18 protein-coding genes are annotated in these 22,031 nt (G+C 71.5%); 5 read left to right on the top strand and 13 right to left on the bottom strand.

Annotation, left to right across the window (positions count from 1 at the left end):
• Positions 1 to 3: 3 nt before the first annotated feature.
• Genes zwf through pgl form a run of 3 tightly spaced genes read left to right on the top strand, consistent with a single transcriptional unit; the run spans position 4 to position 3,454 of the window.
• Entirely contained in the window at positions 4 to 1,527 is a 1,524-nt protein-coding gene (gene zwf / locus VT50_RS25375; RefSeq protein WP_046085675.1) for a glucose-6-phosphate dehydrogenase, read from the top strand.
• Positions 1,524 to 2,675 carry a glucose-6-phosphate dehydrogenase assembly protein OpcA gene (opcA, locus tag VT50_RS25370; protein WP_078840664.1) on the top strand — a complete coding sequence of 384 codons (1,152 nt, stop codon included), beginning with the start codon at positions 1,524 to 1,526 and terminating at the stop codon, positions 2,673 to 2,675. The genes zwf and opcA overlap by 4 nt, the downstream gene beginning before the upstream one ends.
• Positions 2,672 to 3,454, top strand: a complete 783-nt coding sequence (pgl, locus tag VT50_RS25365; protein WP_046085674.1) for a 6-phosphogluconolactonase — start codon at positions 2,672 to 2,674, stop codon at positions 3,452 to 3,454. The genes opcA and pgl overlap by 4 nt, the downstream gene beginning before the upstream one ends.
• A gap of 71 nt (positions 3,455 to 3,525) precedes the next feature.
• Here pgl and pgi read toward each other — a convergent pair whose 3' ends face one another.
• The 13 genes from pgi to VT50_RS25300 all read right to left on the bottom strand — a co-directional run bounded on the left by pgi (position 3,526) and on the right by VT50_RS25300 (position 19,685).
• The gene (pgi, locus tag VT50_RS25360) at positions 3,526 to 5,178 is read right to left on the bottom strand and encodes a glucose-6-phosphate isomerase (RefSeq protein WP_046085732.1); all 1,653 of its coding nucleotides are present in this window, start codon (positions 5,176 to 5,178) and stop codon (positions 3,526 to 3,528) included.
• Positions 5,179 to 5,229: 51 nt separating this feature from the next.
• On the bottom strand, positions 5,230 to 6,468 hold the full coding sequence (locus tag VT50_RS25355; protein ID WP_046085673.1) for an MFS transporter: 1,239 nt from the start codon (positions 6,466 to 6,468) through the stop codon (positions 5,230 to 5,232).
• A gap of 157 nt (positions 6,469 to 6,625) precedes the next feature.
• The gene (locus VT50_RS25350; RefSeq protein WP_009718803.1) at positions 6,626 to 6,961 is read right to left on the bottom strand and encodes an RNA polymerase-binding protein RbpA; all 336 of its coding nucleotides are present in this window, start codon (positions 6,959 to 6,961) and stop codon (positions 6,626 to 6,628) included.
• A 219-nt stretch (positions 6,962 to 7,180) separates the two neighbouring features.
• The gene (secG, locus tag VT50_RS25345; protein ID WP_046085731.1) at positions 7,181 to 7,408 is read right to left on the bottom strand and encodes a preprotein translocase subunit SecG; all 228 of its coding nucleotides are present in this window, start codon (positions 7,406 to 7,408) and stop codon (positions 7,181 to 7,183) included.
• Between the two features lie 113 nt (positions 7,409 to 7,521).
• Complete coding sequence (gene tpiA, locus VT50_RS25340) at positions 7,522 to 8,298, bottom strand: triose-phosphate isomerase (RefSeq protein WP_046085672.1); 777 nt, start codon at positions 8,296 to 8,298, stop codon at positions 7,522 to 7,524.
• A gap of 5 nt (positions 8,299 to 8,303) precedes the next feature.
• Positions 8,304 to 9,506 (bottom strand): phosphoglycerate kinase, encoded by a 1,203-nt coding sequence (locus VT50_RS25335; protein ID WP_046085671.1) that lies wholly within the window; start codon positions 9,504 to 9,506, stop codon positions 8,304 to 8,306.
• An 83-nt stretch (positions 9,507 to 9,589) separates the two neighbouring features.
• Positions 9,590 to 10,594, bottom strand: coding sequence for a type I glyceraldehyde-3-phosphate dehydrogenase (gene gap, locus VT50_RS25330; protein ID WP_046085670.1), 1,005 nt, complete (start codon positions 10,592 to 10,594; stop codon positions 9,590 to 9,592).
• Positions 10,595 to 10,770: 176 nt separating this feature from the next.
• A complete protein-coding gene (locus VT50_RS25325) occupies positions 10,771 to 13,773 on the bottom strand; it encodes a M14 family metallopeptidase (RefSeq protein ID WP_046085669.1) in 3,003 nt (1,000 codons plus the stop codon).
• Positions 13,774 to 13,960: 187 nt separating this feature from the next.
• Complete coding sequence (whiA, locus tag VT50_RS25320) at positions 13,961 to 14,950, bottom strand: DNA-binding protein WhiA (protein ID WP_046085668.1); 990 nt, start codon at positions 14,948 to 14,950, stop codon at positions 13,961 to 13,963.
• On the bottom strand, positions 14,941 to 15,960 hold the full coding sequence (locus tag VT50_RS25315; protein WP_046085667.1) for a gluconeogenesis factor YvcK family protein: 1,020 nt from the start codon (positions 15,958 to 15,960) through the stop codon (positions 14,941 to 14,943). Before VT50_RS25315 ends, whiA begins: the two co-directional genes overlap by 10 nt.
• Positions 15,957 to 16,892, bottom strand: coding sequence for an RNase adapter RapZ (gene rapZ, locus VT50_RS25310; protein WP_053048520.1), 936 nt, complete (start codon positions 16,890 to 16,892; stop codon positions 15,957 to 15,959). The genes VT50_RS25315 and rapZ overlap by 4 nt, the downstream gene beginning before the upstream one ends.
• Positions 16,889 to 19,102 carry an excinuclease ABC subunit UvrC gene (gene uvrC / locus VT50_RS25305; RefSeq protein ID WP_046085666.1) on the bottom strand — a complete coding sequence of 738 codons (2,214 nt, stop codon included), beginning with the start codon at positions 19,100 to 19,102 and terminating at the stop codon, positions 16,889 to 16,891. Before uvrC ends, rapZ begins: the two co-directional genes overlap by 4 nt.
• 145 nt (positions 19,103 to 19,247) lie before the next feature.
• Positions 19,248 to 19,685: a Rieske (2Fe-2S) protein gene (locus tag VT50_RS25300; RefSeq protein WP_046085665.1), complete on the bottom strand. Its 438-nt coding sequence runs from the start codon at positions 19,683 to 19,685 to the stop codon at positions 19,248 to 19,250.
• Between the two features lie 251 nt (positions 19,686 to 19,936).
• Between VT50_RS25300 and VT50_RS25295 the strand changes: the two genes are divergently transcribed.
• Complete coding sequence (locus tag VT50_RS25295; protein WP_046085664.1) at positions 19,937 to 20,995, top strand: LacI family DNA-binding transcriptional regulator; 1,059 nt, start codon at positions 19,937 to 19,939, stop codon at positions 20,993 to 20,995.
• Positions 20,992 to 21,942 (top strand): carbohydrate kinase family protein, encoded by a 951-nt coding sequence (locus VT50_RS25290; RefSeq protein ID WP_046085663.1) that lies wholly within the window; start codon positions 20,992 to 20,994, stop codon positions 21,940 to 21,942. The genes VT50_RS25295 and VT50_RS25290 overlap by 4 nt, the downstream gene beginning before the upstream one ends.
• The last annotated feature ends 89 nt before the right edge of the window (positions 21,943 to 22,031 follow it).

Raw genomic sequence — 22,031 nt, 5'->3', positions numbered from 1 at the left:
AACGTGAGCAGCAGCAATCCGCTGCGTGACCCACGAGACCGGCGGCTCCCGCGCATCGCGGGGCCGTCCGGCCTGGTGATCTTCGGCGTCACGGGCGATCTGTCCCGTAAGAAGCTGATGCCCGCCATCTACGACCTGGCCAACCGCGGGCTGCTGCCGCCGGGCTTCTCCCTCGTCGGCTTCGCCCGCCGCGACTGGGAGAACGAGGACTTCGCCCAGGTCGTGCACGACGCGGTCAAGGAACACGCGCGGACCCCGTTCCGCGAGGAGGTCTGGCAGCAGCTGGCCGAGGGGTTCCGCTTCGTCCCCGGCGTGTTCGACGACGACGAGGCGTTCACCAGGCTGCGCTCGACCATAGAGGAGTTGGACAAGGCGCGCGGCACCGGCGGCAACTTCGCCTTCTACCTGTCGGTCCCGCCGAAGTTCTTCCCCACCGTCGTCCAGCAGCTCAAGAAGCACGGACTGTCACACGGCCAGGGCGACTCCTGGCGGCGCGCGGTCATCGAGAAGCCCTTCGGCCACGACCTGAAGAGCGCCCAGGAGCTCAACCAGGTCGTCCATGAGGTCTTCCGGCCCAGCGATGTCTTCCGGATCGACCACTACCTGGGCAAGGAGACGGTCCAGAACATCCTGGCGCTGCGCTTCGCCAACACGATGTTCGAGCCGATCTGGAACCGGTCGTACGTCGACCACGTCCAGATCACCATGGCCGAGGACATCGGCATCGGCGGGCGCGCGGGCTACTACGACGGCATCGGCGCGGCCCGCGACGTCATCCAGAACCACCTGCTGCAGCTGCTCGCGCTGACCGCCATGGAAGAGCCCGCGTCCTTCGACGCGTCCTCCCTGGTCACCGAGAAGCTGAAGGCCCTCAGGGCGGTCAAGCTGCCCAAGGACCTGGGCAAGCACACGGTGCGCGCCCAGTACGCCCCCGGCTGGCAGGGCGGCGAGGAGGTGCACGGCTACCTCGAGGAGGAGGGCATCGACCCCCACTCGAAGACCGACACCTACGCCGCGATCAAGCTGGAGATCGACAACCGCCGCTGGGCGGGCGTCCCCTTCTACCTGCGTACCGGCAAGCGTCTTGGACGGCGGGTCACCGAGATCGCGGTGGTCTTCCAGCGCGCCCCGCACTCCCCGTTCGACGCCACCGACACCCAGGAGCTCGGGCAGAACGCCCTGGTCATCCGGGTGCAGCCGGACGAGGGCGTCACCATCAGGTTCGGCTCCAAGGTGCCCGGCACCTCCATGGAGATCCGGGACGTGACGATGGACTTCCAGTACGGCGAGTCCTTCACCGAGTCCAGCCCCGAGGCGTACGAGCGGCTGCTGCTCGACGTCCTTCTCGGCGAGGCGAACCTCTTCCCCCGCCACGAGGAGGTCGAGCAGTCCTGGCGGATCCTCGACCCGATCGAGGAGTACTGGGACACCCACGGCAGGCCCGAGCAGTACACCTCCGGGACCTGGGGGCCGAGAGCCGCGGACGAGATGCTCGCACGAGACGGACGGAGCTGGCGGCGGCCATGAACATCGATCTCACGGACACCACGTCCAGCCGGATCAACTCCGCTCTGGTCCAGGCGCGCCGGGCCACCGGCACCCCGGCCGTGGGCATGGTGCTCACCCTCGTCATCGTCACCGACGAGGGCAATCACTACGACGCGCTGCGGGCGGCCAGCGAGGCGTCCAAGGAGCACCCCTCGCGCACCCTGGTCGTCATCAAGCGGCCGGGCCGGTCGCCGCGCGACCGCAAGATGGCCCGGATGGACGCCGAGGTGCGGGTCGGCGGCGAGACCGGCACCGGCGAGACGGTGCTGCTGCGGCTGCACGGCGAACTCGCCAACCACGCCTACTCGGTGGTCCTGCCGCTGCTGCTGCCGGACGCCCCGGTGGTGGTGTGGTGGCCGGAGGACGCCCCGGAGCACCCCGCCGACGACCTGCTCGGGCAGCTGGCCCAGCGCCGGATCACCGACGCCCAGGCCACCGAGGACCCGGTCGCTGCCCTCGGGCTGCGGGCCGCCACCTACACCCCGGGCGACACCGATCTGGCGTGGACCCGGATCACCCCGTGGCGCAGCGTGCTGGCCGCGGCCCTGGACCAGCGGCACTCCCCGATCACCTCCGCGGTCGTCGAGGGCGAGGCGTACAACCCGAGCAGCGAGCTGCTCGCGCTGTGGCTCGCCCTGCGGCTGGAGGTGCCGGTGGACCGGCAGGTCTCGGAGGGGCCCGGGCTGACCGCGGTCCGGCTGGAGACGGCCGACGGGGTGATCTGCCTGGACCGGGCGAACGGCTCGCTGGCCGAGCTGGCCATGCCGGGTCAGCCCGACCGGCATGTGGCGCTGCAGCGGCGCGAGATGTCCGAGCTGATCGCCGAGGAGCTGCGCCGGCTGGACCCCGACGAGAGCTATGAGTCATCGGTGAAGTTCGGCGTGGGCAAGCTCGGCAACGGCGGTGTGGGAACGCTGGAGCGGGACGCCAAGGCCGCCCCGGCGACCCAGGTGGCGCCGGCCGGGGCGGATCTGCCGCCGCTGCCGACCCGGGACCCGGACGCGCCGTCGGAGCACGCTCCGGACTCGCCGAAGAACCCGCCGCAGGCACCGGCACAGCCGCCGGTTCCCAAGCCCCACCCCCCGAAGTCCCAGGATCGGAAGGCGGACGGGAAGGCGGACACATGACCGCACCCCAGGTGGTCGTCCACCGCGACAAGGAGCTGATGGCCCAGGCCGCGGCGGCCCGGCTGATCACGAAGATCGTGGACGCCCAGGCCGCCCGCGGCTCGGCCTCGGTCGTCCTGACCGGTGGGCGCAACGGCAACGGCCTGCTGGCCGCGCTCGGCGCCTCCCCGGCGCGCGAGGCGGTCGACTGGTCGCGGCTGGACCTGTGGTGGGGCGATGAGCGATTCCTGCCCGAGGGCCATGCGGACCGCAATGTCACACAGGCCCGCGAGGCGCTGCTGGACGCGGTGGAGCTGGACCCGGCGCGGGTGCACGCGATGCCCGCGTCCGACGGGTCCCACGGCGGCGATGTGGACGCCGCGGCCGAGGCGTACGCGGCCGAGCTGGCCCGGGCGGCGCGGCCCGAGAACCACGGTGCGGTGCCGTCGTTCGATGTGCTGCTGCTCGGCGTCGGCCCGGACACCCATGTGGCCTCGCTCTTCCCCGAGCTGCCCGCCGTCCGGGAGACCGAGCGGATGGTGGTCGGGGTGCGCGGTGCGCCCAAGCCGCCGCCGGTACGGCTGTCCTTGACCCTGCCGGCGATCCGCGCGGCACGGGAGGTGTGGCTGCTGGCGGCCGGTGAGGACAAGGCGCGGGCGGTCACGATGGCGCTGTCGGGCGCCGGGGAGCTGCAGGCTCCGGCGGCGGGCGCGCGCGGTCGCCGCCGGACGCTGTGGCTGCTGGACCGGGCCGCGGCGGCGGGGCTGCCGCGCGAGCTGTACCCCCCGGCGTCGCCGTAACCCCTGTACGGAAACGGTCCCCCGGGCGCGTCGCGGCGCCCGGGGGACCGTTCCTGTGTGCCGTAAGGCCCTCAGCGGCCGCGCAGCGTGCGGTAGGTGGCCACCAGGTCCTTGGTGGAGGTGTCCAGGCCGGGCACCTCGGCGCCCTCGGTCAGGGCGGGCTCCACCCGCTTGGCGAGCACCTTGCCCAGCTCGACTCCCCACTGGTCGAAGGAGTCGATGTTCCACACCGCGCCCTGGACGAAGACCTTGTGCTCGTAGAGGGCGACCAGCTGGCCCAGCACCGACGGGGTCAGCTCGGGGGCGAGGATCGTGGTGGTGGGGCGGTTGCCGTCGAAGGTCTTGTGCGGCACCAGCTCCTCGGGCACCCCCTCGGCGGCGACCTCCTCGGCGGTCTTGCCGAAGGCCAGCGCCTGGCCCTGGGCGAAGAGGTTGGCCATCAGCAGGTCGTGGTGGGGCCCCAGCCCGGGCGGCAGGTCCCTCACGGGCCGCGCGAAGCCGATCAGATCGGCCGGGACCAGCTTGGTGCCCTGGTGGAGCAGCTGGTAGTAGGCGTGCTGACCGTTGGTGCCGGGGGTGCCCCAGACGATGGGGCCGGTCTGCCAGCCGACGCGTTCGCCGTCCCGGTCCACATGCTTGCCGTTGGACTCCATGTCCAGCTGCTGCAGATAGTCGGTGAACCGCGACAGATAGTGGCTGTAGGGCAGGACGGCATGCGCCTGGGCGCCGTGGAAGTTGTCGTACCAGATGCCCAGCAGGCCCATCAGCAGCGGGACGTTACGCTCCGGCGGGGCGCTGGCGAAGTGCTCGTCGACCAGGTGGAAACCGGCCAGCATCTCGCGGAAGCAGTCCGGGCCGATGGCGACCATCAGGGAGAGGCCGATGGCCGAGTCGTAGGAGTAGCGCCCGCCGACCCAGTCCCAGAAGCCGAACATGTTGTCCGTGTCGATGCCGAACTCGGCGACCTTCTCGGCGTTGGTCGACACCGCCACGAAGTGCTTGGCGACGGCCTCCTGACCGGCCCGGAGCCCGGTCAGCAGCCAGTCGCGGGCGGAGACGGCGTTGGTGATGGTCTCGATGGTGGTGAAGGTCTTGGAGGCGACGATGAACAGCGTCTCGGCCGGGTCCAGGTCGCGCACCGCCTCGTGCAGGTCCGCGCCGTCCACATTGGAGACGAACCGGAACGTCATCGAGCGGTCGCTGTAGGAGCGCAGCGCCTCGTAGGCCATCTTCGGGCCCAGATCGGAGCCTCCGATGCCGATGTTGACGACGTTCTTGATCCGCTTGCCGGTGTGGCCGGTCCAGTCGCCGGACCTGACGCGGTCGGCGAAGACGGCCATCTTGGCGAGCACGGCGTGCACTTCGCCGACGACGTCCTGCCCGTCCGCCTTGATCTCCGCGGAGTGCGGTGCGCGCAGCGCGATGTGCAGCACCGAGCGGTCCTCGGTGGTGTTGATCCGCTCACCGCGGAACATGGCGTCGCGCAGCTCGGCCACCTCGGTGGCGCTCGCCAGTTCGCGCAGCAGCCGCAGGGTCTCGTCGGTCACCAGGTGTTTGGAGTAGTCGACGTGGAGATCGCCGACCTGAAGGGTGAGACGGCTCCCGCGCTCCGGGTCGCCCGCGAACAGGTCGCGCAGGTGTGCGTCGCCCAGCTCCTTGCGGTGTGCGGCCAGCGCCTGCCATTCCGGCAGCTGGTCCAGCCTGGTGCGGCCTTCCATGGTCATCTCGGACATCAGCCCACTTCTCGTCGGTACCTGGCCCCCGTGGCCACCAACCTAATTGATGGCGGACCGCATTCCCGGAACGAGGGCCGCCACCCCGCAGACGAAGAGCGCGGCGGCCCCCAGCGCGGGGGTGTTGAGCCCCCACGCCTGGGCCATCACCCCGCCCAGCAGCGCGCCGAGCGGGGTGCCCGCGATCGACAGGGTGCGGAAGCCGGAGCTCACCCGACCGAGTGCCCCGTCGGGGCTGCGCTGCTGCATCATCGTCACCTCGGTGACGTTCCAGACGATCCCCGCGAAGCCGAACAGGCCCATGGCGGCGACCGCGACCGGCAGGCTCCGTATCGCCCCGAGGGCCACGAGGGCGCCGATCTGCGCGGCGCCGCACACCACGAGGGCCCGGACGCGCCCCAGCTTCTCGGTGAGCCGGGCGGCCACCAGACCCCCGGCCACGCTGCCGATCCCGTAGACGGTGATGACGGCCGCGTAGCCGCTGTTCCCTGCGTCCAGCCAGCCGGTGATGTGCAGTACCAGGGTGGCGATGAGCGCCCCGATGCCGATGTTGCACAGCGTGGTGGAGGCGCACAGCGCCCGCAGGGTGCGGTCCCGCCACAGCACGGCCAGGCCCTCGGCGATATCGCGCCGCAGCGACCCGCCCGGCGGGCGCGGGGCCCGCTCGGGGGGTGCCGCCCCCAGCGAGGCGACCAGCGCGGCGGCGGCGAGATAGGTGACCGCGTCCGCCGCGTACGGCATCGCGGCGCCGAGGGCGAGCAGCACCGGCACCAGCGGGGCGCCCACGAAGCGGCCCATGACCTCCTGCCCGGTCATCAGCCGGGCATTGGCCCGGCCCAGCGCCCGCTGCCCCACCACGGACGGCAGCAGGGCCGTGGCCGCGTTGTCGAACAGGGTCTGCAGCGTGGTGAGGACGAAGGCGAGGACGAGCAGCAGCCCGATGGAGGCCCGGTCCAGCCACACCGCGACGGCGAACCCCGCCATCAGGACGGCCCGCAGACCGTCCACCGCCCACATCGCCCGCCGCTGGTCCACCCGGTCCGCGATCGCCCCGCCGATCAGCCCGAACAGCAGCCAGGGCAGAAAGCCGCAGGCGGTCACGAGCGAGACCAGCACCGGCGAATCGGTCAGCGAGACGGCGAGCAGCGGCAGCGCCGCGCCCCGCAGCGCGTCCCCGAACCGGGAGACGACCGCGGCCGCCCACAGCCGCCCGAACCCCCCGCGCCACGCGGGCCCCGCCGGTTTCCCGGCATCCAGCTCACCGGCGTCCACCACGGCCATGACGATCCCCCTCCGCCCCCTGCGCGGACCCCCATCCGGCGGGACGGCTCCCCCGGTGTTCCAGCACCCCACAACCCTAGCCCGCACCACTGACGACGGCCCGGCCGAGCACCCCTGCGAGGGGTGCCCGGCCGGGCCGTCGTACCGCGTGGTGCGTCTAGATCTCGCCCCGGAGCTTGGCGAGTGCCTCGGCGAGGATCGCCTCGCCGTCGGCGTCGCTGCGCCGCTCCCGTACATACGCCAGGTGCGTCTTGTACGGCTCGGTGCGCGGCGGGTCCGGCGGGTTGTCCCGGTCCTTGCCGGCCGGGAAGCCGCAGCGGGGACAGTCCCACGTGTCAGGGATCTGCGCGTCGCTGGCGAAGCTCGGCACGGTCTCATGCCCGTTCGAGCACCAGAAGGAGATGCGCAGGCGCGGCGCCGATTCGCCTCGCTCGGCTTCTCCCATCGGCCCCGCCCCGACCCGACTTCCACGGATCGCGTTGCCACTTGCCACGGTCGTAACTCCCTGCGTGATGGTGCCGCGAAGCCTCGATTGGCAGCTCCGCCGCCCGGCGCCCCAGTCTACGTAAGGCCCAACGCGCGTCCAGTGAGAGGAGTTACACCCGTCACCGAAGACGCCATGCCATCATAGGCCGCATATGGGCCCCGCTGACGACGGTACGTCAGTTATCGGGCGTCAGCCGGGCCCCGGACGGACCCCGCCGGCGGGCCCTCAGTCGAGCTTCATCAGCAGCCCGAGCACGACGATGCAGACGAACCACAGCAGCCCGACCACCACGGTGATGCGGTCCAGGTTGCGCTCGGCGACCGAGGAGCCGCCCACCGAGGACTGCATGCCGCCGCCGAACATGTCGGACAGGCCGCCGCCCTTCCCCTTGTGCATGAGCACCAACATCATCAGCAGCAGGCTGAAGACGATGAGGGCGATCGAGAACCCCATGATCACAGCTGGACCAACCTTCTCGGGCTTGTACGGACGTCGGGGGCCGGACGGTGCGTCTTCCGCCGCCTCGACCCCCGACAGGGTACGACGACGCGCGCGCTAGGGCCTACTCACTGGTCACGGAAACGAACGATCTTGACGAATTCGTCCGCGTCCAGCGACGCCCCGCCGATCAGGGCGCCGTCCACATCCGGCTTGGCCATGATCGCGGCGACGTTCCCGGACTTCACCGAGCCGCCGTACTGGATCCTGACCTTGTCGGCGACCTCCTGGCCGTAGAGCTCGGCGAGCCGGCCGCGGATGGCCCCGCAGACCTCCTGGGCGTCCTCGGGGGTCGCGACCTCGCCGGTCCCGATCGCCCAGACCGGCTCATAGGCGATCACGATGGTCTCGGCCTGCTCGGCCGGGACGTTCCTGAGGCCGCCGTCCACCTGGGCGAGGGTGTGCGCGACCTGGTTGCCCGCCTTACGGACGTCGAGGCCCTCGCCGACGCACAGGATCGGGGTGAGGTCATTGCGGAAGGCCGCCTTGACCTTGGCGTTGCACAGCTCGTCGGTCTCGTCGTGGTACTGGCGCCGCTCCGAGTGCCCGACGACGGCGAAGGCGCACCTGAGCTTGGCCAGCATCGGGCCGGAGATCTCGCCGGTGTAGGCGCCGGAGTCATGCGCCGAGATGTCCTGGGCGCCGTACTTGATCTTCAGCTTGTCGCCGTCGACCAGGGTCTGCACGGACCGCAGATCGATGAAGGGCGGCAGCACCGCGACCTCCACGGCCTCGTAGTCCTTGTCGGTGAGTCCGAAGGCGAGCTTCTGGACGTGGGCGATGGCCTCGAGGTGGTTGAGGTTCATCTTCCAGTTGCCCGCCATCAGCGGAATTCGGTCACTCACGGTGTTCAGTCCTCCAGTGCGGCGAGGCCGGGGAGCGTCTTGCCCTCGAGGTATTCGAGGCTCGCTCCACCGCCGGTCGAGATGTGGCCGAAAGCGTTCTCGTCGAAGCCCAGGATGCGTACGGCCGCGGCGGAGTCGCCGCCGCCGACCACGGTGAAGGCCGGGCTGTCCACGAGCGCCTGGGCCACGGCCCGGGTGCCCTCGGCGTAGTCGGGGTGCTCGAAGACGCCCATGGGGCCGTTCCAGAAGACGGTGGCCGCGTCGGCCAGCTTCGAGGCGTAGAGCTTGCGGGTCTCCGGGCCGATGTCCAGGCCCTGGAGGTCGGCCGGGATCGCGTCCGCGGCGACGAGCCGCGGGTTCGCGGGGGCCTTGGTCTTCAGGTCCGGGAATTCGGTCGCGGCCGTGACATCGACCGGGAGCACGAACTCCACCCCGCGCTCCTTGGCCCGGCGCAGATAGTCCTGGACCGCCGGAACCTGGTCCTCCTGCAGCAGCGAGCCGCCGACCTCGTGGCCCTGGGCCTTGAGGAAGGTGTACGCCATGCCGCCGCCGATCAGGATGCGGTCGGCCTTCTCCAGGAGGTGGTCGATCACGCCGAGCTTGTCGGAGACCTTGGCACCGCCGAGGACCACCGCATAGGGCCGCTTGACGTCCTCGGTGAGCTTCTTCAGGACCGTGAGCTCGGCGTCGATCAGGTCGCCGGCGGCGTGCGGCAGCCGCGCGGGGAGGTCGTACACCGAGGCGTGCTTGCGGTGGACCGCGCCGAAGCCGTCGCCCACGTAGAGGTCGGCGAGGGCGGCGAGCCGGTCGGCGAAGGCACCGCGCTCGGCGTCGTCCTTACTGGTCTCACCGGCGTTGAAGCGCAGGTTCTCCAGCAGCGCGACATCGCCGTCGCCGAGCCCCGCCACGGTGGCGCGGGCGCTCTCGTCCACGGTGTCGGTCGCGAAGGCGACCTGCCTGCCGAGGAGTTCGCCGAGCCGCCGGGCGACCGGGGCGAGCGAGTACTGGGGGTCCGGGGCGCCCTTGGGGCGGCCCAGGTGCGAGGCGACGATCACCTTGGCGCCCCGGTCCAGGAGCTTGGTGATCGTCGGGACGGCGGCGCGGATCCGGCCGTCGTCGGTGATCGTCTCGCCGTCGAGCGGGACGTTCAGATCGGCACGGACGAAGACCCGCTGCCCGGCGACCTGAAGATCGTCAATCGTCTTCACAGGGATGACTCCTTGATCATGGATCGGGGCCCGTTACGACGGCGTCGTAGCGGGCCCCGTTTCCTAGCTCATCGGGACGGCGGTCAGAGCCGGGCGCCGACGAAGACGGTCAGGTCGACGAGGCGGTTGGAGTAGCCCCACTCGTTGTCGTACCAGCCGACGATCTTGACCTGCTTGCCCTGGACCATGGTCAGGGAGGAGTCGAAGGTGCAGGACGCGGGCCAGTTGACGATGTCCGAGGAGACGATCGGGTCCTCGGTGTACTCGAGGATGCCCTTGAGCTGACCCTCGGCGGCCTTCTGGAAGGCGGTGTTGATCTCGTCCTTGGTGACCTCGCGGTCGAGCTCCAGAACGAGGTCGGTGACCGAGCCGGTCGGGACCGGGACGCGCATCGCGATGCCGTCCAGCTTGCCCTTGAGCTGCGGGAGGACCAGCGCGGTGGCCTTGGCGGCACCGGTGGAGGTCGGGATGATGTTCTCGGCCGCCGCGCGGGCGCGACGCAGGTCCTTGTGCGGGAAGTCCAGGATGCGCTGGTCGTTGGTGTACGCGTGGACCGTCGTCATCATGCCCTTGACGATGCCGAAGTTCTCGTCGAGGACCTTGGCCATCGGCGCCACACAGTTGGTGGTGCAGGAGGCGTTGGAGATGACGTGCTGGTTCGCCGGGTCGTACTTGTCCTGGTTGACGCCCATCACGATGGTGATGTCCTCGTCCTTGGCGGGCGCGGAGATCAGGACCTTCTTGGCGCCGGCGGCCAGGTGCTTGGCGGCGTCCTCACGCTTGGTGAAGATGCCGGTGGACTCCACCACGATGTCGGCGCCGAGCTCGCCCCACGGAAGGGCGGCCGGGTCGCGCTCGGCCATCGTCTTGAAGGTCTGGTTGCCCACCGTGATGGTGTCCTCGGTGTGGCTGACCTCGTGCTTCAGCCGACCGAGGATGGAGTCGTACTTGAGCAGGTGGACCAGGGTGGCGTTGTCGGTCAGGTCGTTGACACCGACGATCTCGATGTCCGCGCCCTGCTCAAGGAGCGCGCGGAAGTAGTTGCGACCGATGCGGCCAAAGCCGTTGATGCCTACGCGGATCGTCACGAACCGATCTCCTCGTTGGTGTGCCGGTCTGGACGCCGGCGAACGTGTAATGGGATGTCCCCGACCGCCTCCGACCCTACCGCTATCACGGGACGTACGTGACATTGGCATCGGCGGCCCATGACCACCGGAAAGTGGTACGGACCGCCGATTCAGTCACGAGGTGTCACGCGCTGTCAACGACGCAGCGCACGTAGCGCGTCGCCCACCAGCCGGGCCCGCTGGGCGGCGGCGGGGACGTGCTCCAGTCCGAATCCCAGCAGCACGGTGTCCCGCGTGGTGACGCCCGCGACGGTGTGGAAGAGCTCCTGGGACCTGGTCCAGTCCCCGGCGTTCGCCGGGCTGCCCTCCGGCGCCCCCGGCACCGTCCACGGGCCGAGCGCGGTCTCGAAGCCCTCGGAGTCCGAGGCGGTGCCGCCGGTGGTGAGCTCGGTGGCGTCCGCGAAGGCGCCCAGGCCGCCGGTGCCCGGGTCGGTGACGTAGGAGATGGCCAGTTCGGCCTTCTTGCCCGCGTAGCCGCTCAGGTCCAGCGAGACCGGCCGCCACCCCTCGGAGGAGCCCGTGAGGCTGTTCCAGGAACCCGTGCTGCCCTTCGCGGTGCAGCCGTCGTCGCCCGGCGTCAGATAGTGCTTGAGGAACGGGTGCAGATTGAGCAGGAAGCCCGCCTCGCACTCGGTGGGCACCTCGGTGGAGGAGCCGCCGCCCGCGTCGGGGAGCGTGGTCCAGTCGTCCTGGCCCGCGGTGTGCGCCTCGATGATCACGTGGTCGTAGCCGGGCTCGGTGTCATAGCTGAGTTGGAGGTCCAGGGTGGGTTTGTCGGCGGCGGACACGGCGGTGAGGTCCACCGTGCGGGACAGCCGCGTCCAGGAGTTGTCACGGTGCGCCGCGGCGGCCATCCAGTCACCCTCATAAGGCTGGTACGGGGTGCGGGTGTTCGGGTACTCCCCCGCGCCCTCGCTGCGGAACTGGGGGAAGTCCCCGGGCGGCAGCACATCGGAGGTGACGGTGTAGGCGCCCGCGGCGTCCAAGGGGTTGCCGGGGGCGTCGCCGAGGTTCGCGCCGGCGCCCGCGAGCGCGCCGGCACCCCGGAAGGCGGTGGGCGACTTCAGGGTGAGCCGGCTCGCGGCACCCAGGTAGTACTGGCTGAAGTCGTCGGTGTCGGCCGGCCCCACCTCGGAGCTGCCGCCCGCCCGTTCACCGGTGGTGATCAGCTTTCCGCCCTCGTTGAGGAAGTCGCGCACAGCGAGCAGGGTCGGGCCGCCGGGCCGCTCGGCGCCGGTGTACCAGAGCACGGTCTTGAAGTGGCTCAGCACTCCGAGCGCGGATGGCGCCCCCTGGGTGGCCACGTCCCAGACGGCCGCCTTACGGTCGTTGTCGGCCAGCGCCCGGGTGTACGCGGCGGTGTGCCGGGCCGGGGTGTTGCCGCCCTCCTCGGCGATCACCAGCGTGTCGGCGCGGGGCCGCTTCGCCACGGTGTAGGTGAACGGCTCGCCGGCGGTCCGCTTGCCGTCCTTCGTACGGCCGGTGAACCAGACCTTGACCCTCTGCCCGGGGTCCGCGCCCTTGACGGCGGCGCGGTACTGGTCGAAGCGGAGGTTGTCCTCGCCGCCGTAGGTCTCGCCGCCCCGCCAGGCCCTCAGCGGGGCGGTGTGGGTACGGCCGCCGTCCACGCGGTAGTTGAGCCTCTTGTCGCGGACGCTTTTGCGCACGGTCACCGAGACGTCCTGGGCCGCGCCGCGCGCGTACGACGTGCCGAAGGTGTCCGGGGTGAAGTCCCGCGCGCTCAGACCCACCGATGACGAGGGCCGGTCGGGATGTGCCGCGGTCTCGGCGACGGAGAGCGCGAACGGGATGTTCTTGGTGAACTCCTGTGCGATCAGCTTCTCGTCGTCAGGGAAGGTGAAGACGGACGCGCAGTCGCGCGGCTGCCAGGCGTCGTCCGGGTCGACGTTGGAGGCGGTCTGACACGTCGACATCTCCGGGGTGAACATCATCATCCCGTTGACGTTCGCCGCGTGGCCGTCGGCCTCGCCGTTGGTGGTGTACAGCTCGGAGGAGACCTGCGGGTGGTAGCCGGGGATCGCGGAGTGCTCCGGGGTGCCGGCGAGCGACTTATAGAGGACGTCGTCGGGGGTCGGGGTGGCGACCTGCCAGCCGACGCCGTAGAGCAGCAGTTCGGCGGCCGAGTGGTAGTTGATGCCGTAGGTGAAGCCGACGCGCTTCTCGAAGCCGTCCAGTGCCCTGGTCTCCGGCTCGGAGGCGGGGGCCGGGCCGCGGTAGGTCTCATCGGCCGGGTCGGCCGACGAACCCTCGTTGTCGTAGCCCCACTTGTAGCCGAAGTTGCGGTTGAGGTCGACGCCGTCGGCCGGGGTGACCTTGCCGTCGCCGTCGTTGTCGCGCAGGTTCTTGCGCCACTGGCGGTTGGCCGGGCTCTGGTGGGTGTAGTCGTAGCCGTCGGGGTTGGCGGACAGCACGAACCACAGCTCCGTACGGTCCACGATCCTGGTGACGCGGTCGTCCTTGCCGTAGTTGTCGAGGTAGTAGTGCATCAGCCGGCGGGTCATCTCCGGCGTGATCCACTCGCGGGCGTGCTGGTTGGACACGTACAGCACCGACGGCTTGCTGCCGTCGCGGGTCTTCGCGGCGCCCTTGCTCAGCTTGAGGGCGAGGATGTCCTTGCCCCGGCCGGTCTTGCCGATACTGACGACCTTGGTGAGGCCGGGGTGCGCCCGGCCGGTCTCGACGATCTCCTGCTTCAGCCCGCCCTCGCCGCTGTAGGGGCGGAAGACGCCGTCGCCCGCGGCCTTCAGCCGGTCGCGGCTCCGTGCGGAGACCTTCTTCTCGGCGAGCCGCACGCCCTTGCCGCGCAGTGCGGAGGCCTGCTCGGCGGTGAGGTAGAGCTCGACCGGGCCGGTGCCCTTCTCGGGCACCTGCCGCCCCAGCTCGGTGCCGTCCGCCCCGGCGCGGAGCAGCAGCGGAATCTGGTCCTTGCTGACCCGGGCGGTCCAGACGAACAGCCCGTCAGCGGCGGAATCCGCCGGTGGTGGTGCCGGGGCCGCGGGTGCCGCGGCCAGTCCCCCCAGGAGCAGCGCGGCCAGTGCCACCACCGCTCCGCTCGATCTGACCCTGCGTCTGAATCTCGCCGTGCGTCTGAATTCCACCGTGCGTCTGAGCTTCATGAGCCCCCCTGGCTGTCGTGTGGAGACACGTGGGTGCGCGGCGCTCAGACTTGCCATGGCGCATGATCATGTCAACAGCGGCGCGCGGAGCGGCGGTCACATGCGCCTGGACGCACCACGCCCCCGGACCGCTCATGTGGCCCGGGGGCGTGGGGGTGGCTCTCGTACGGTCTTGCGCGGGAACCGGTCAGCCGACCATGCCCTCGGCCATCTCCTCGGTCAGGCTGGACTCGGTGCCGGGGATGCCCAGGTCCTGGGCGCGCTTGTCGGCCATGGCCAGCAGCCGCCGGATACGGCCCGCGACGGCGTCCTTGGTCAGCGGCGGGTCGGCGAGGGCGCCCAGCTCCTCCAGGGACGCCTGCTTGTGCTCCATCCGCAGCCGCCCGGCCGCGGCGAGGTGCTCGGGCACCTCGTCGCCCAGGATCTCCAGGGCGCGCTGCACCCGGGCCCCCGCGGCGACGGCGGCGCGGGCCGAGCGGCGGAGATTGGCGTCGTCGAAGTTGGCGAGCCGGTTGGCGGTGGCCCGCACCTCGCGGCGCATCCGCCGCTCCTCCCACGCGAGGACCGACTCATGCGCCCCCAGCCGCGTCAACAGCGCGCCGATGGCATCACCGTCCCGGACGACCACCCGGTCCACCCCCCGCACCTCGCGCGCCTTGGCGGCGATCTGCAGCCGGCGGGCGGCGCCGACCAGGGCGAGCGCGGCCTCCGGGCCGGGGCAGGTCACCTCCAAGGAGGACGAGCGGCCGGGCTCGGTGAGCGAGCCATGGGCGAGGAAGGCCCCGCGCCAGGCGGCCTCGGCGTCGCAGGTGGCGCCGGAGACGACCTGCGGCGGCAGCCCGCGGATCGGCCGGCCGCGGCCGTCGACCAGGCCGGTCTGCCGCGCCAGCTGGTCACCACCCGCCACCACCCGCACCACGTACCGGCTGCCGCGGCGCAGCCCGCCGGGGGCCATCACCACCAGGTCCGAGGAGTGGCCGAAGATCTCCAGGATGTCCTTGCGCACCCTGCGGGCCGCGATCCCGGTGTCCAGCTCCGCCTCGATCACGATGCGCCCGCTGACCAGGTGCAGCCCGCCCGCGAACCGCAGGATCGCCGAGACCTCCGCTTTCCGGCAGCAGGTCCGGGTGACGGGGAGCCGGGAGATTTCGTCCTTCACCGCTGCCGTCATCGCCATGGGCCGATCCTTCCATGCATCCGAAAAATACGGTCGTACGCGGCCGCCAGAAGCTCCGGGTCATGCTTCGGGGCACCGTCGGTCGCGGCCACCGGAGCCAGCTCGACTGTGCCGCCCAGCCGCTTGGCGGCGTCGCACAGACTGCTCTGGTCGGGGACGGCGGCCTCGTCGGCCAGCACCACGTCGAAGGCGAGTTTAGGGGCGTGTCGGGCCAAAACCTCCAAATGACGCTGCGGGGAGAAGCCGTCGGTTTCCCCCGGTTGGGGGGCGAGGTTCAGTGAGAGCACCCGCCGGGCCTTGGTCTCGGTGAGCGCCGTAAGCAGCTCGGGGACCAGCAGGTGCGGGATCACGGAGGAGAACCAGGAGCCGGGCCCCAGCACCACCCAGTCGGCGTCCATGACCGCCTCGACGGCCTCGGGAACGGCCGGCGGGTCGTGCGGCACCAGATGGACCGACTGCACCTCGCCCCGGGTGAGCGCCACGGTGGCCTGCCCGGCGACGGTGGAGATCTCCTCCGGGCGCGCCGGGTCATGGCCCCGGACGTACGCCTGGAGCTCCAGGGGGACGGCCGACATGGGCAGCACCCGGCCGTGGGCGCCCAGCAGCTTGCCGACCAGGTCGAGCGCCTTCACATGGTCGCCCAGCTGCTCCCACAGGGCGACGATCAGCACATTGCCGACCGCGTGGCCGTGCAGCTCGCCCTCGCTGGCGAAGCGGTGCTGGATGACCCGCGCCCAGGTCTGGCCCCAGTCGTCGTCGCCGCACAGCGCGGCCAGGGCCTTGCGCAGATCGCCGGGCGGCAGCACGCCCAGCTCGTCGCGGAGGCGTCCGCTGGAGCCCCCGTCGTCGGCCACGGTGACGACGGCGGTCAGATCGCCGGTGATCCGGCGCAGCGCGGCGAGCGACGCCGACAGGCCCATGCCGCCGCCCAGGGCGACGACCTTGGGCTGGGCGCCCCGGTTCGCCCGCGCCCCGACCAGTCGTCGCAGCCGATTGGTACGAATGGTCACTCGCGCCCCATGTCCCGGTGAACGACGACGGTCTCCACTCCCTCGGCGGCCAGCCGCGGGGCGAGCCGTTCGGACATCGCGACGCTGCGGTGCTTACCGCCGGTACAGCCGATGGCGATGGTCACATAGCGCTTGCCCTCGCGCCGGTAGCCCGCGGCGATGAGCTGAAGCAGCTCCGCGTAGCGGTCCAGGAACTCCTTGGCGCCGGGCTGGTTGAAGACATAGCTGGAGACCTCCTCGTTGAGCCCGGTGAAGGGGCGCAGCTCGGGGACCCAGTGCGGATTGGGCAGGAAGCGGCAGTCCACCACCAGGTCGGCGTCGACCGGCAGGCCGTACTTATAGCCGAACGACATCACGGTGGCCCGCAGCTCGGGCTCCTCCTCGCCCGCGAACTGGGCGTCCATCTTGGCGCGCAGCTCATGGACGTTGAGGCTGGAGGTGTCGATCACCAGATCGGCGTCCCCGCGCAGCTCGCGCAGCAGGTCGCGCTCGGCGGCGATGCCGTCCACGATCCGGCCGTCGCCCTGGAGCGGGTGCGGGCGGCGCACGGATTCGAAACGGCGCACCAGGGCCTCGTCGGACGCCTCCAGGAAAAGCACGCGCCGCTTGACGTTCTTGGCGGCGAGGTCGGCCAGGGACTCGCGGAGGTTGTCGAAGAAGCGGCGGCCGCGGACGTCCACCACCACGGCGATCCGGGCCACATTGCCCTGGGAGCGGGCGCCGAGGTCGACCATGGTGGGGATCAGCGCGGGCGGCAGGTTGTCCACGACGAACCAGCCGAGGTCCTCCAGACACTTGGCGGCGGTGCTGCGGCCCGCGCCCGACATTCCAGAGATGATCACCAGCTCGGGGATGGCCGCCGCCTCGGCGGACTCGGCCGACGTGCCCGTATTCACCTGCGCTCCGTCTCCATGGTTCGCGTGCTCGGTCATGGTCTGGTCCCCCCGTTCGACGACGACGCCCCGGCGGACTCGTCCTCAATGATCTCTCCTGTGGCGGTGTTCACGGCGGGCCCGGCCGGGGCGGCCCCGGCGAGCGCCGCGGCGACCGTCTCGGCCGTCTTGCGGCCGACGCCGGGCACTTCGCAGATCTGCTCGACGGTGGCGGCGCGCAGCCGCTTGACCGAGCCGAAGTGCTTCAGCAGGGCCTGCTTACGGCTGTCACCGAGGCCCGGAACGGTGTCCAGCGGCCCCGCCTTCAGGGACTTGGCGCGCTTGCTGCGCTGGTAGGTGATGGCGAAGCGGTGGGCCTCGTCGCGGACCCGCTGGAGGAGGTAGAGCCCCTCGCTGCTGCGGGGCAGCACCACCGGGTCCTCCTCGTCCGGCAGCCACACCTCCTCGAGCCGCTTGGCGAGGCCGCAGACGGCGACATCGTCCACGCCGAGCTCGTCCAGGGCCCGCTGGGCGGCGGCCACCTGCGGCTTGCCACCGTCGACCACGACGAGCTGGGGCGGGTAGGCGAACCGCTTCGGCCTGCCCTCCTCGTCGATCGGGCCGGAGGGCCCCTGATCGGAGCCGTCGGAGCCGTCGGAGCCGTCGGGGCCGTCGGGTCCTTCGGGTCCTTCGGGTCCTTCGGGTCCTTCGGGACGATGGGATGCGTGCGGTTCGTCGGGGCCATGGGGCCCGCCGAGGGGCTGCCCGGCGGTCCCGGTGGCACCGGGTGTCCCGGCGGCCCCAGGTGCCTCGGCGGCACCGGGAACCCCGGAAGCCCCGGTGACCTCCTCCTGCCACTCCCCCGTCCTCTGCTTCTCCTGCAGATAGCGGCGGAAGCGGCGGCTCACGACCTCGTGCATGGAGCGGACATCGTCCTGCCCGGCGAAGCCCTTGATCTGGAAGCGGCGGTACTCACTCTTCCGGGGGAGTCCGTCCTCGAAGACCACCATGGAGGCCACCACGTCATCGCCCTGGAGATGGGAGATGTCGAAGCACTCCACGCGCAGCGGAGCGGAGTCCAGCCCCAGGGCCTCGGCGATCTCCTCCAGCGCCCGGGAGCGGGTGGTGAGGTCGGAGGCGCGCTTGGTCTTGTGCAGCGCGAGCGCCTGCTGGGCGTTGCGCTGGACGGTCTCCATGAGGTCCTTCTTGTCGCCGCGCTGCGGGATCCGCAGATCGACCCGGGAGCCCCGGCGCCCTGCGAGCCACTGGATGACCGGCTCGGACGGCTCCGGCACGGCGGGCACCAGGACCTCCTTGGGGACCGCGTCGCCGCTCTCCTCCCCGTACAGCTGCTGGAGGGCGTGCTCGACCAGCCCGGCGGTGTCGACGGCCTCGACCTTGTCGGTGACCCAGCCGCGCTGACCGCGCACCCGGCCGCCGCGCACATGGAAGATCTGGACGGCCGCCTCCAGCTCGTCCTCGGCGACCGCTATCAGGTCGGCATCGGTGGCGTCGGCGAGCACCACCGCGTTCTTCTCCATGGCGCGCTTGAGCGCTCCTATGTCGTCCCGGAGCCGGGCCGCCCTCTCGTACTCCATCTCCTCGGCGGCCTCGTGCATCCGCTGCTCCAGGCGGCGCAGATAGGTGCCGGTGCGACCGGCCATGAAGTCGCAGAACTCCTCGGCCAGTTGGCGGTGCTCCTCGGCGGTGACACGGCCGACGCAGGGGGCCGAGCACTTGCCGATGTAGCCGAGCAGACAGGGGCGGCCGATCTGGGCGGAGCGCTTGAACACCCCGGCGGAGCAGGTCCGTACGGGGAACACGCGCAGCATCAGGTCGACGGTCTCGCGGATGGCCCAGGCGTGGGCGTACGGGCCGAAGTAGCGCACGCCCTTCCGCTTGGCACCGCGCATCACCTGGACCCGGGGGAACTCCTCGTTGAGGGTCACGGCGAGCGAGGGGTAGCTCTTGTCGTCGCGGTACTTGACGTTGAACCGGGGGTCGAACTCCTTGATCCAGGAGTACTCGAGCTGCAGGGCCTCGACCTCGGTGGAGACCACGGTCCACTCCACGGCGGCGGCCGTGGTGACCATGGTGCGGGTCCGCGGGTGGAGGTTCGCCAGGTCCTGGAAGTACGACGAGAGCCGCTGGCGCAGGCTCTTCGCCTTTCCGACGTAGATCACCCGGCGGTGCTCGTCACGGAACTTGTAGACCCCCGGCGAGTCGGGGATCTGTCCCGGCTTGGGGCGGTAGCTGCTCGGGTCGGCCATGGTCACCACCCTACTTGCGGGGAGTGACACATCCGGTGCCGTCGGGACGCGGTTCGGTGAGGTCCAGGGGATTTGAGGTTCCGCGGCCCGCCCGGGGCGCGCGCCGGGGCGGGCGTCGTCCGCCAGGGTGTCGCCGACCTCGCCCTCAGGCGTCCGGGCCCGCGACGAGCCGTCCGCCCTTCGCGGTGACCGGGATCGGCGGCAGGGGCCTCTCGGCGGGCCCCTGGACGACCTTGCCGGTGCGGGCGTCGAACTGGCTGCCGTGACAGGGACAGTTGATCTTGCCGTCCTCGACGGTGTCGACGACACATCCGGCGTGGGTGCACACCGCGCTGAACGCCGTGAACTCGCCCTTGGCGGGCTGGGCGACCACCACCCGCTGCTCGCGGTAGATCGTGGCGCCGCCCACCGGCACGCCACTGGCCGGGCCGAGCTCGACGGGGCCCGTGGGCATCGCGGATGCCTTCCTGCCCGCTCCGTCCGGGGAGCAGGCCGCCGCCCCGAGCCCGGCGGCCCCGGCGGCCCCGGCCGCGAGCGCGGCGCGGCACAGCACGGTTCGACGGGAGGCGGGCTGGCTGGACATCTGCGGCTCCTGGGGGTGTGAGGGCCCTCCGACCATACCGGCACAGATCCTTCCGCTCGCCGCCACCCCCGGGAGTACGTAAGCGTTTGCGTAAACGTTTACGTCGGACGCCCGATGCGATACGTTACGTGCCCCCAGCAGGGCTCGGCAGCCGCCCCGACGGCCTCGGCTCCCGTGGACCGGCCCCCACGGACCGGCTCCCGGCTCACCGGCCCGGCTCCCCGACGATCTCAGCCTTAAGGACCGCACGGATGGCAACCATGGTCGATGTCGCCCGTCGCGCCGGGGTGTCCGTGGCCACCGTCTCGCATGTGCTCAACGAGACCCGGCCGGTCCGCCCCGGCACCCGTAAGGCCGTGCTGGACGCCATGGACGACCTCGGGTACATCCCCAATACGCTGGCGCGCTCCCTGGTGACCGCGCGTACCCACTCGATCGGCCTGGCCGTCTCGGCGATCAGCAATCCGTACTTCACCGAGATCCTCCAGGGCGTCGAGGCCAGCGCCCTGGAGCGGGGCTACGGTCTGCTGATCGCCGATCCGCATGATGACCCCGCCCATGAGCTCACCGTCGTCCGGCTGCTGCACGAGCGACGGGTGGACGGCGTGCTCGTCGCCCCGTCGGCCGAGCCCGCCGGGCTGCTGGAGTACCTGGCCCGCCGTAAGATCCCCGCGGTCTTCCTCGACCGGCTGGTCGGCGACGCCCATGACCAGGTGTGCGCCGAGAACGCCCGCCCGATGGAACAGCTGGTCAGCCATCTCGCCGGTCTCGGCCATCTCCGCATCGGACTGGTCGCGGGGCTGCCGGGGCTGAGCACCACCACCGAGCGGATCGCGGGCTACCGGACCGGGCTGGAGCGGTACGGGCTGCCGTTCCGCCCCGGGCTGCTGGCCGGGGGCCACTCCGAGGCGCGGGGCGCGGAGGACGCCGTCCACCGGCTGCTCGCCTCCGCCGAGCCGCCCACCGCGATCATCACCGCGAACAACGCGATGACCATCGGCGCGCTGCGCGCCCTGCGGACGGCGGGGCTGAGCGTGCCGGACGATCTCGCACTGGTCTGCTTCGACGACTTCTCCTGGGCGGATGTCTTCTCCCCCGGGCTCACCGCGATCTCCCAGCCCAGCCGGGAGGTCGGCGCCACCGCCGTCCGGCTGCTGCTCGAGCGGCTGGAGAACCCGGGGCGGCCGCCGCGCACCGTCCGGCTGCCCTGCGCCTTCGTCCACCGCACCTCGTGCGGCTGTGTGGCCGAAGCCCTCGACCGACCGCTCCCCGGAACTCCCCGTCCCACCGGAAAGGACCCCGTCTCGTGATCGTCGTCGCCGGAGAAGCCCTGATCGACCTCGTGCCCGAGCGCACGCCGAGCGCCGCGGCGGGTGACCGGCTGCCCGCGCTGCGCCCCGCGCGCGGCGGCGGCCCGTACAACACCGCGCTGGCGCTGGGGCGGCTCGGCTCGCCCACCGCGTTCTGCTCGCGGGTCTCCACGGACGGCTTCGGGGAGGCGCTGCTGGCGGGGCTGCGGAAGGACGGCGTGGACACCGCGCTGGTGCAGCGCGGCGAGGAGCCCACGACCCTGGCCGTCGCCTCCATCGGGGCCGATGGCTCGGCCGGGTACGGCTTCTATGTGCAGGGCACCGCCGACCGGCTCTTCGCCCTGCCACCGTCCCTTCCGGAAGGGGTGCGCGCGCTGTCGCTGGGCACCTGCTCACTGGTGCTCGAGCCGGGCGCGAGCGCGTACCAGGAGCTGCTGCGGCGGGAGGCCGCGCGCGGGGTCTTCACCACGCTGGACCCCAATATCCGCACCGGTCTGATCCCCGACGCCGATGCCTACCGGGCCCGCTTCCACGGCTGGCTGCCCCATATCGGCCTGCTGAAGCTGTCCATAGAGGACGCGAGGTGGCTGGCCGACTCGGAGGACCCGGGGGATGTCGAGAGGGCGATGGGCGGGTGGCTGGCGGCGGGTCCAGCGGCCGTGGTGCTCACCCATGGCGGGGAGGGGCTGAGCGTACGGCGGCAGGACGGGCCGGTGATCTCGGTACCGGGCGAGCGGGTGGACATCGTGGACACCATCGGGGCGGGCGACACCGTGAACGCCGCGCTGCTGCACCGGCTGGCGGGGCACCAGGCGCTGTCGGCGCCCGCGCTGGCCAAGCTGGACGAGGCGGCCTGTCGGGATGTGCTGGGCTTCGCCGCCCGCGCCGCCGCGGTCACCTGCTCCCGGGCGGGCGCGGAGCCGCCGTACGCGTCCGAGCTGGCCTGAGCCCCCAACCGTTGCGCCTGAGCCCCGCTGTTACGCCCGCTCTCGCGCCGCGCCCGGATCGGTCCGGGCACGGCACGGGCGCAGGAGCG

Source organism: Streptomyces antioxidans (genome assembly GCF_000968685.2).
Classification (GTDB): domain Bacteria; phylum Actinomycetota; class Actinomycetes; order Streptomycetales; family Streptomycetaceae; genus Streptomyces; species Streptomyces antioxidans.
Note: the sequence above shows the minus strand (reverse complement) of the source record. Positions and strands in the feature narration are given on the sequence as shown.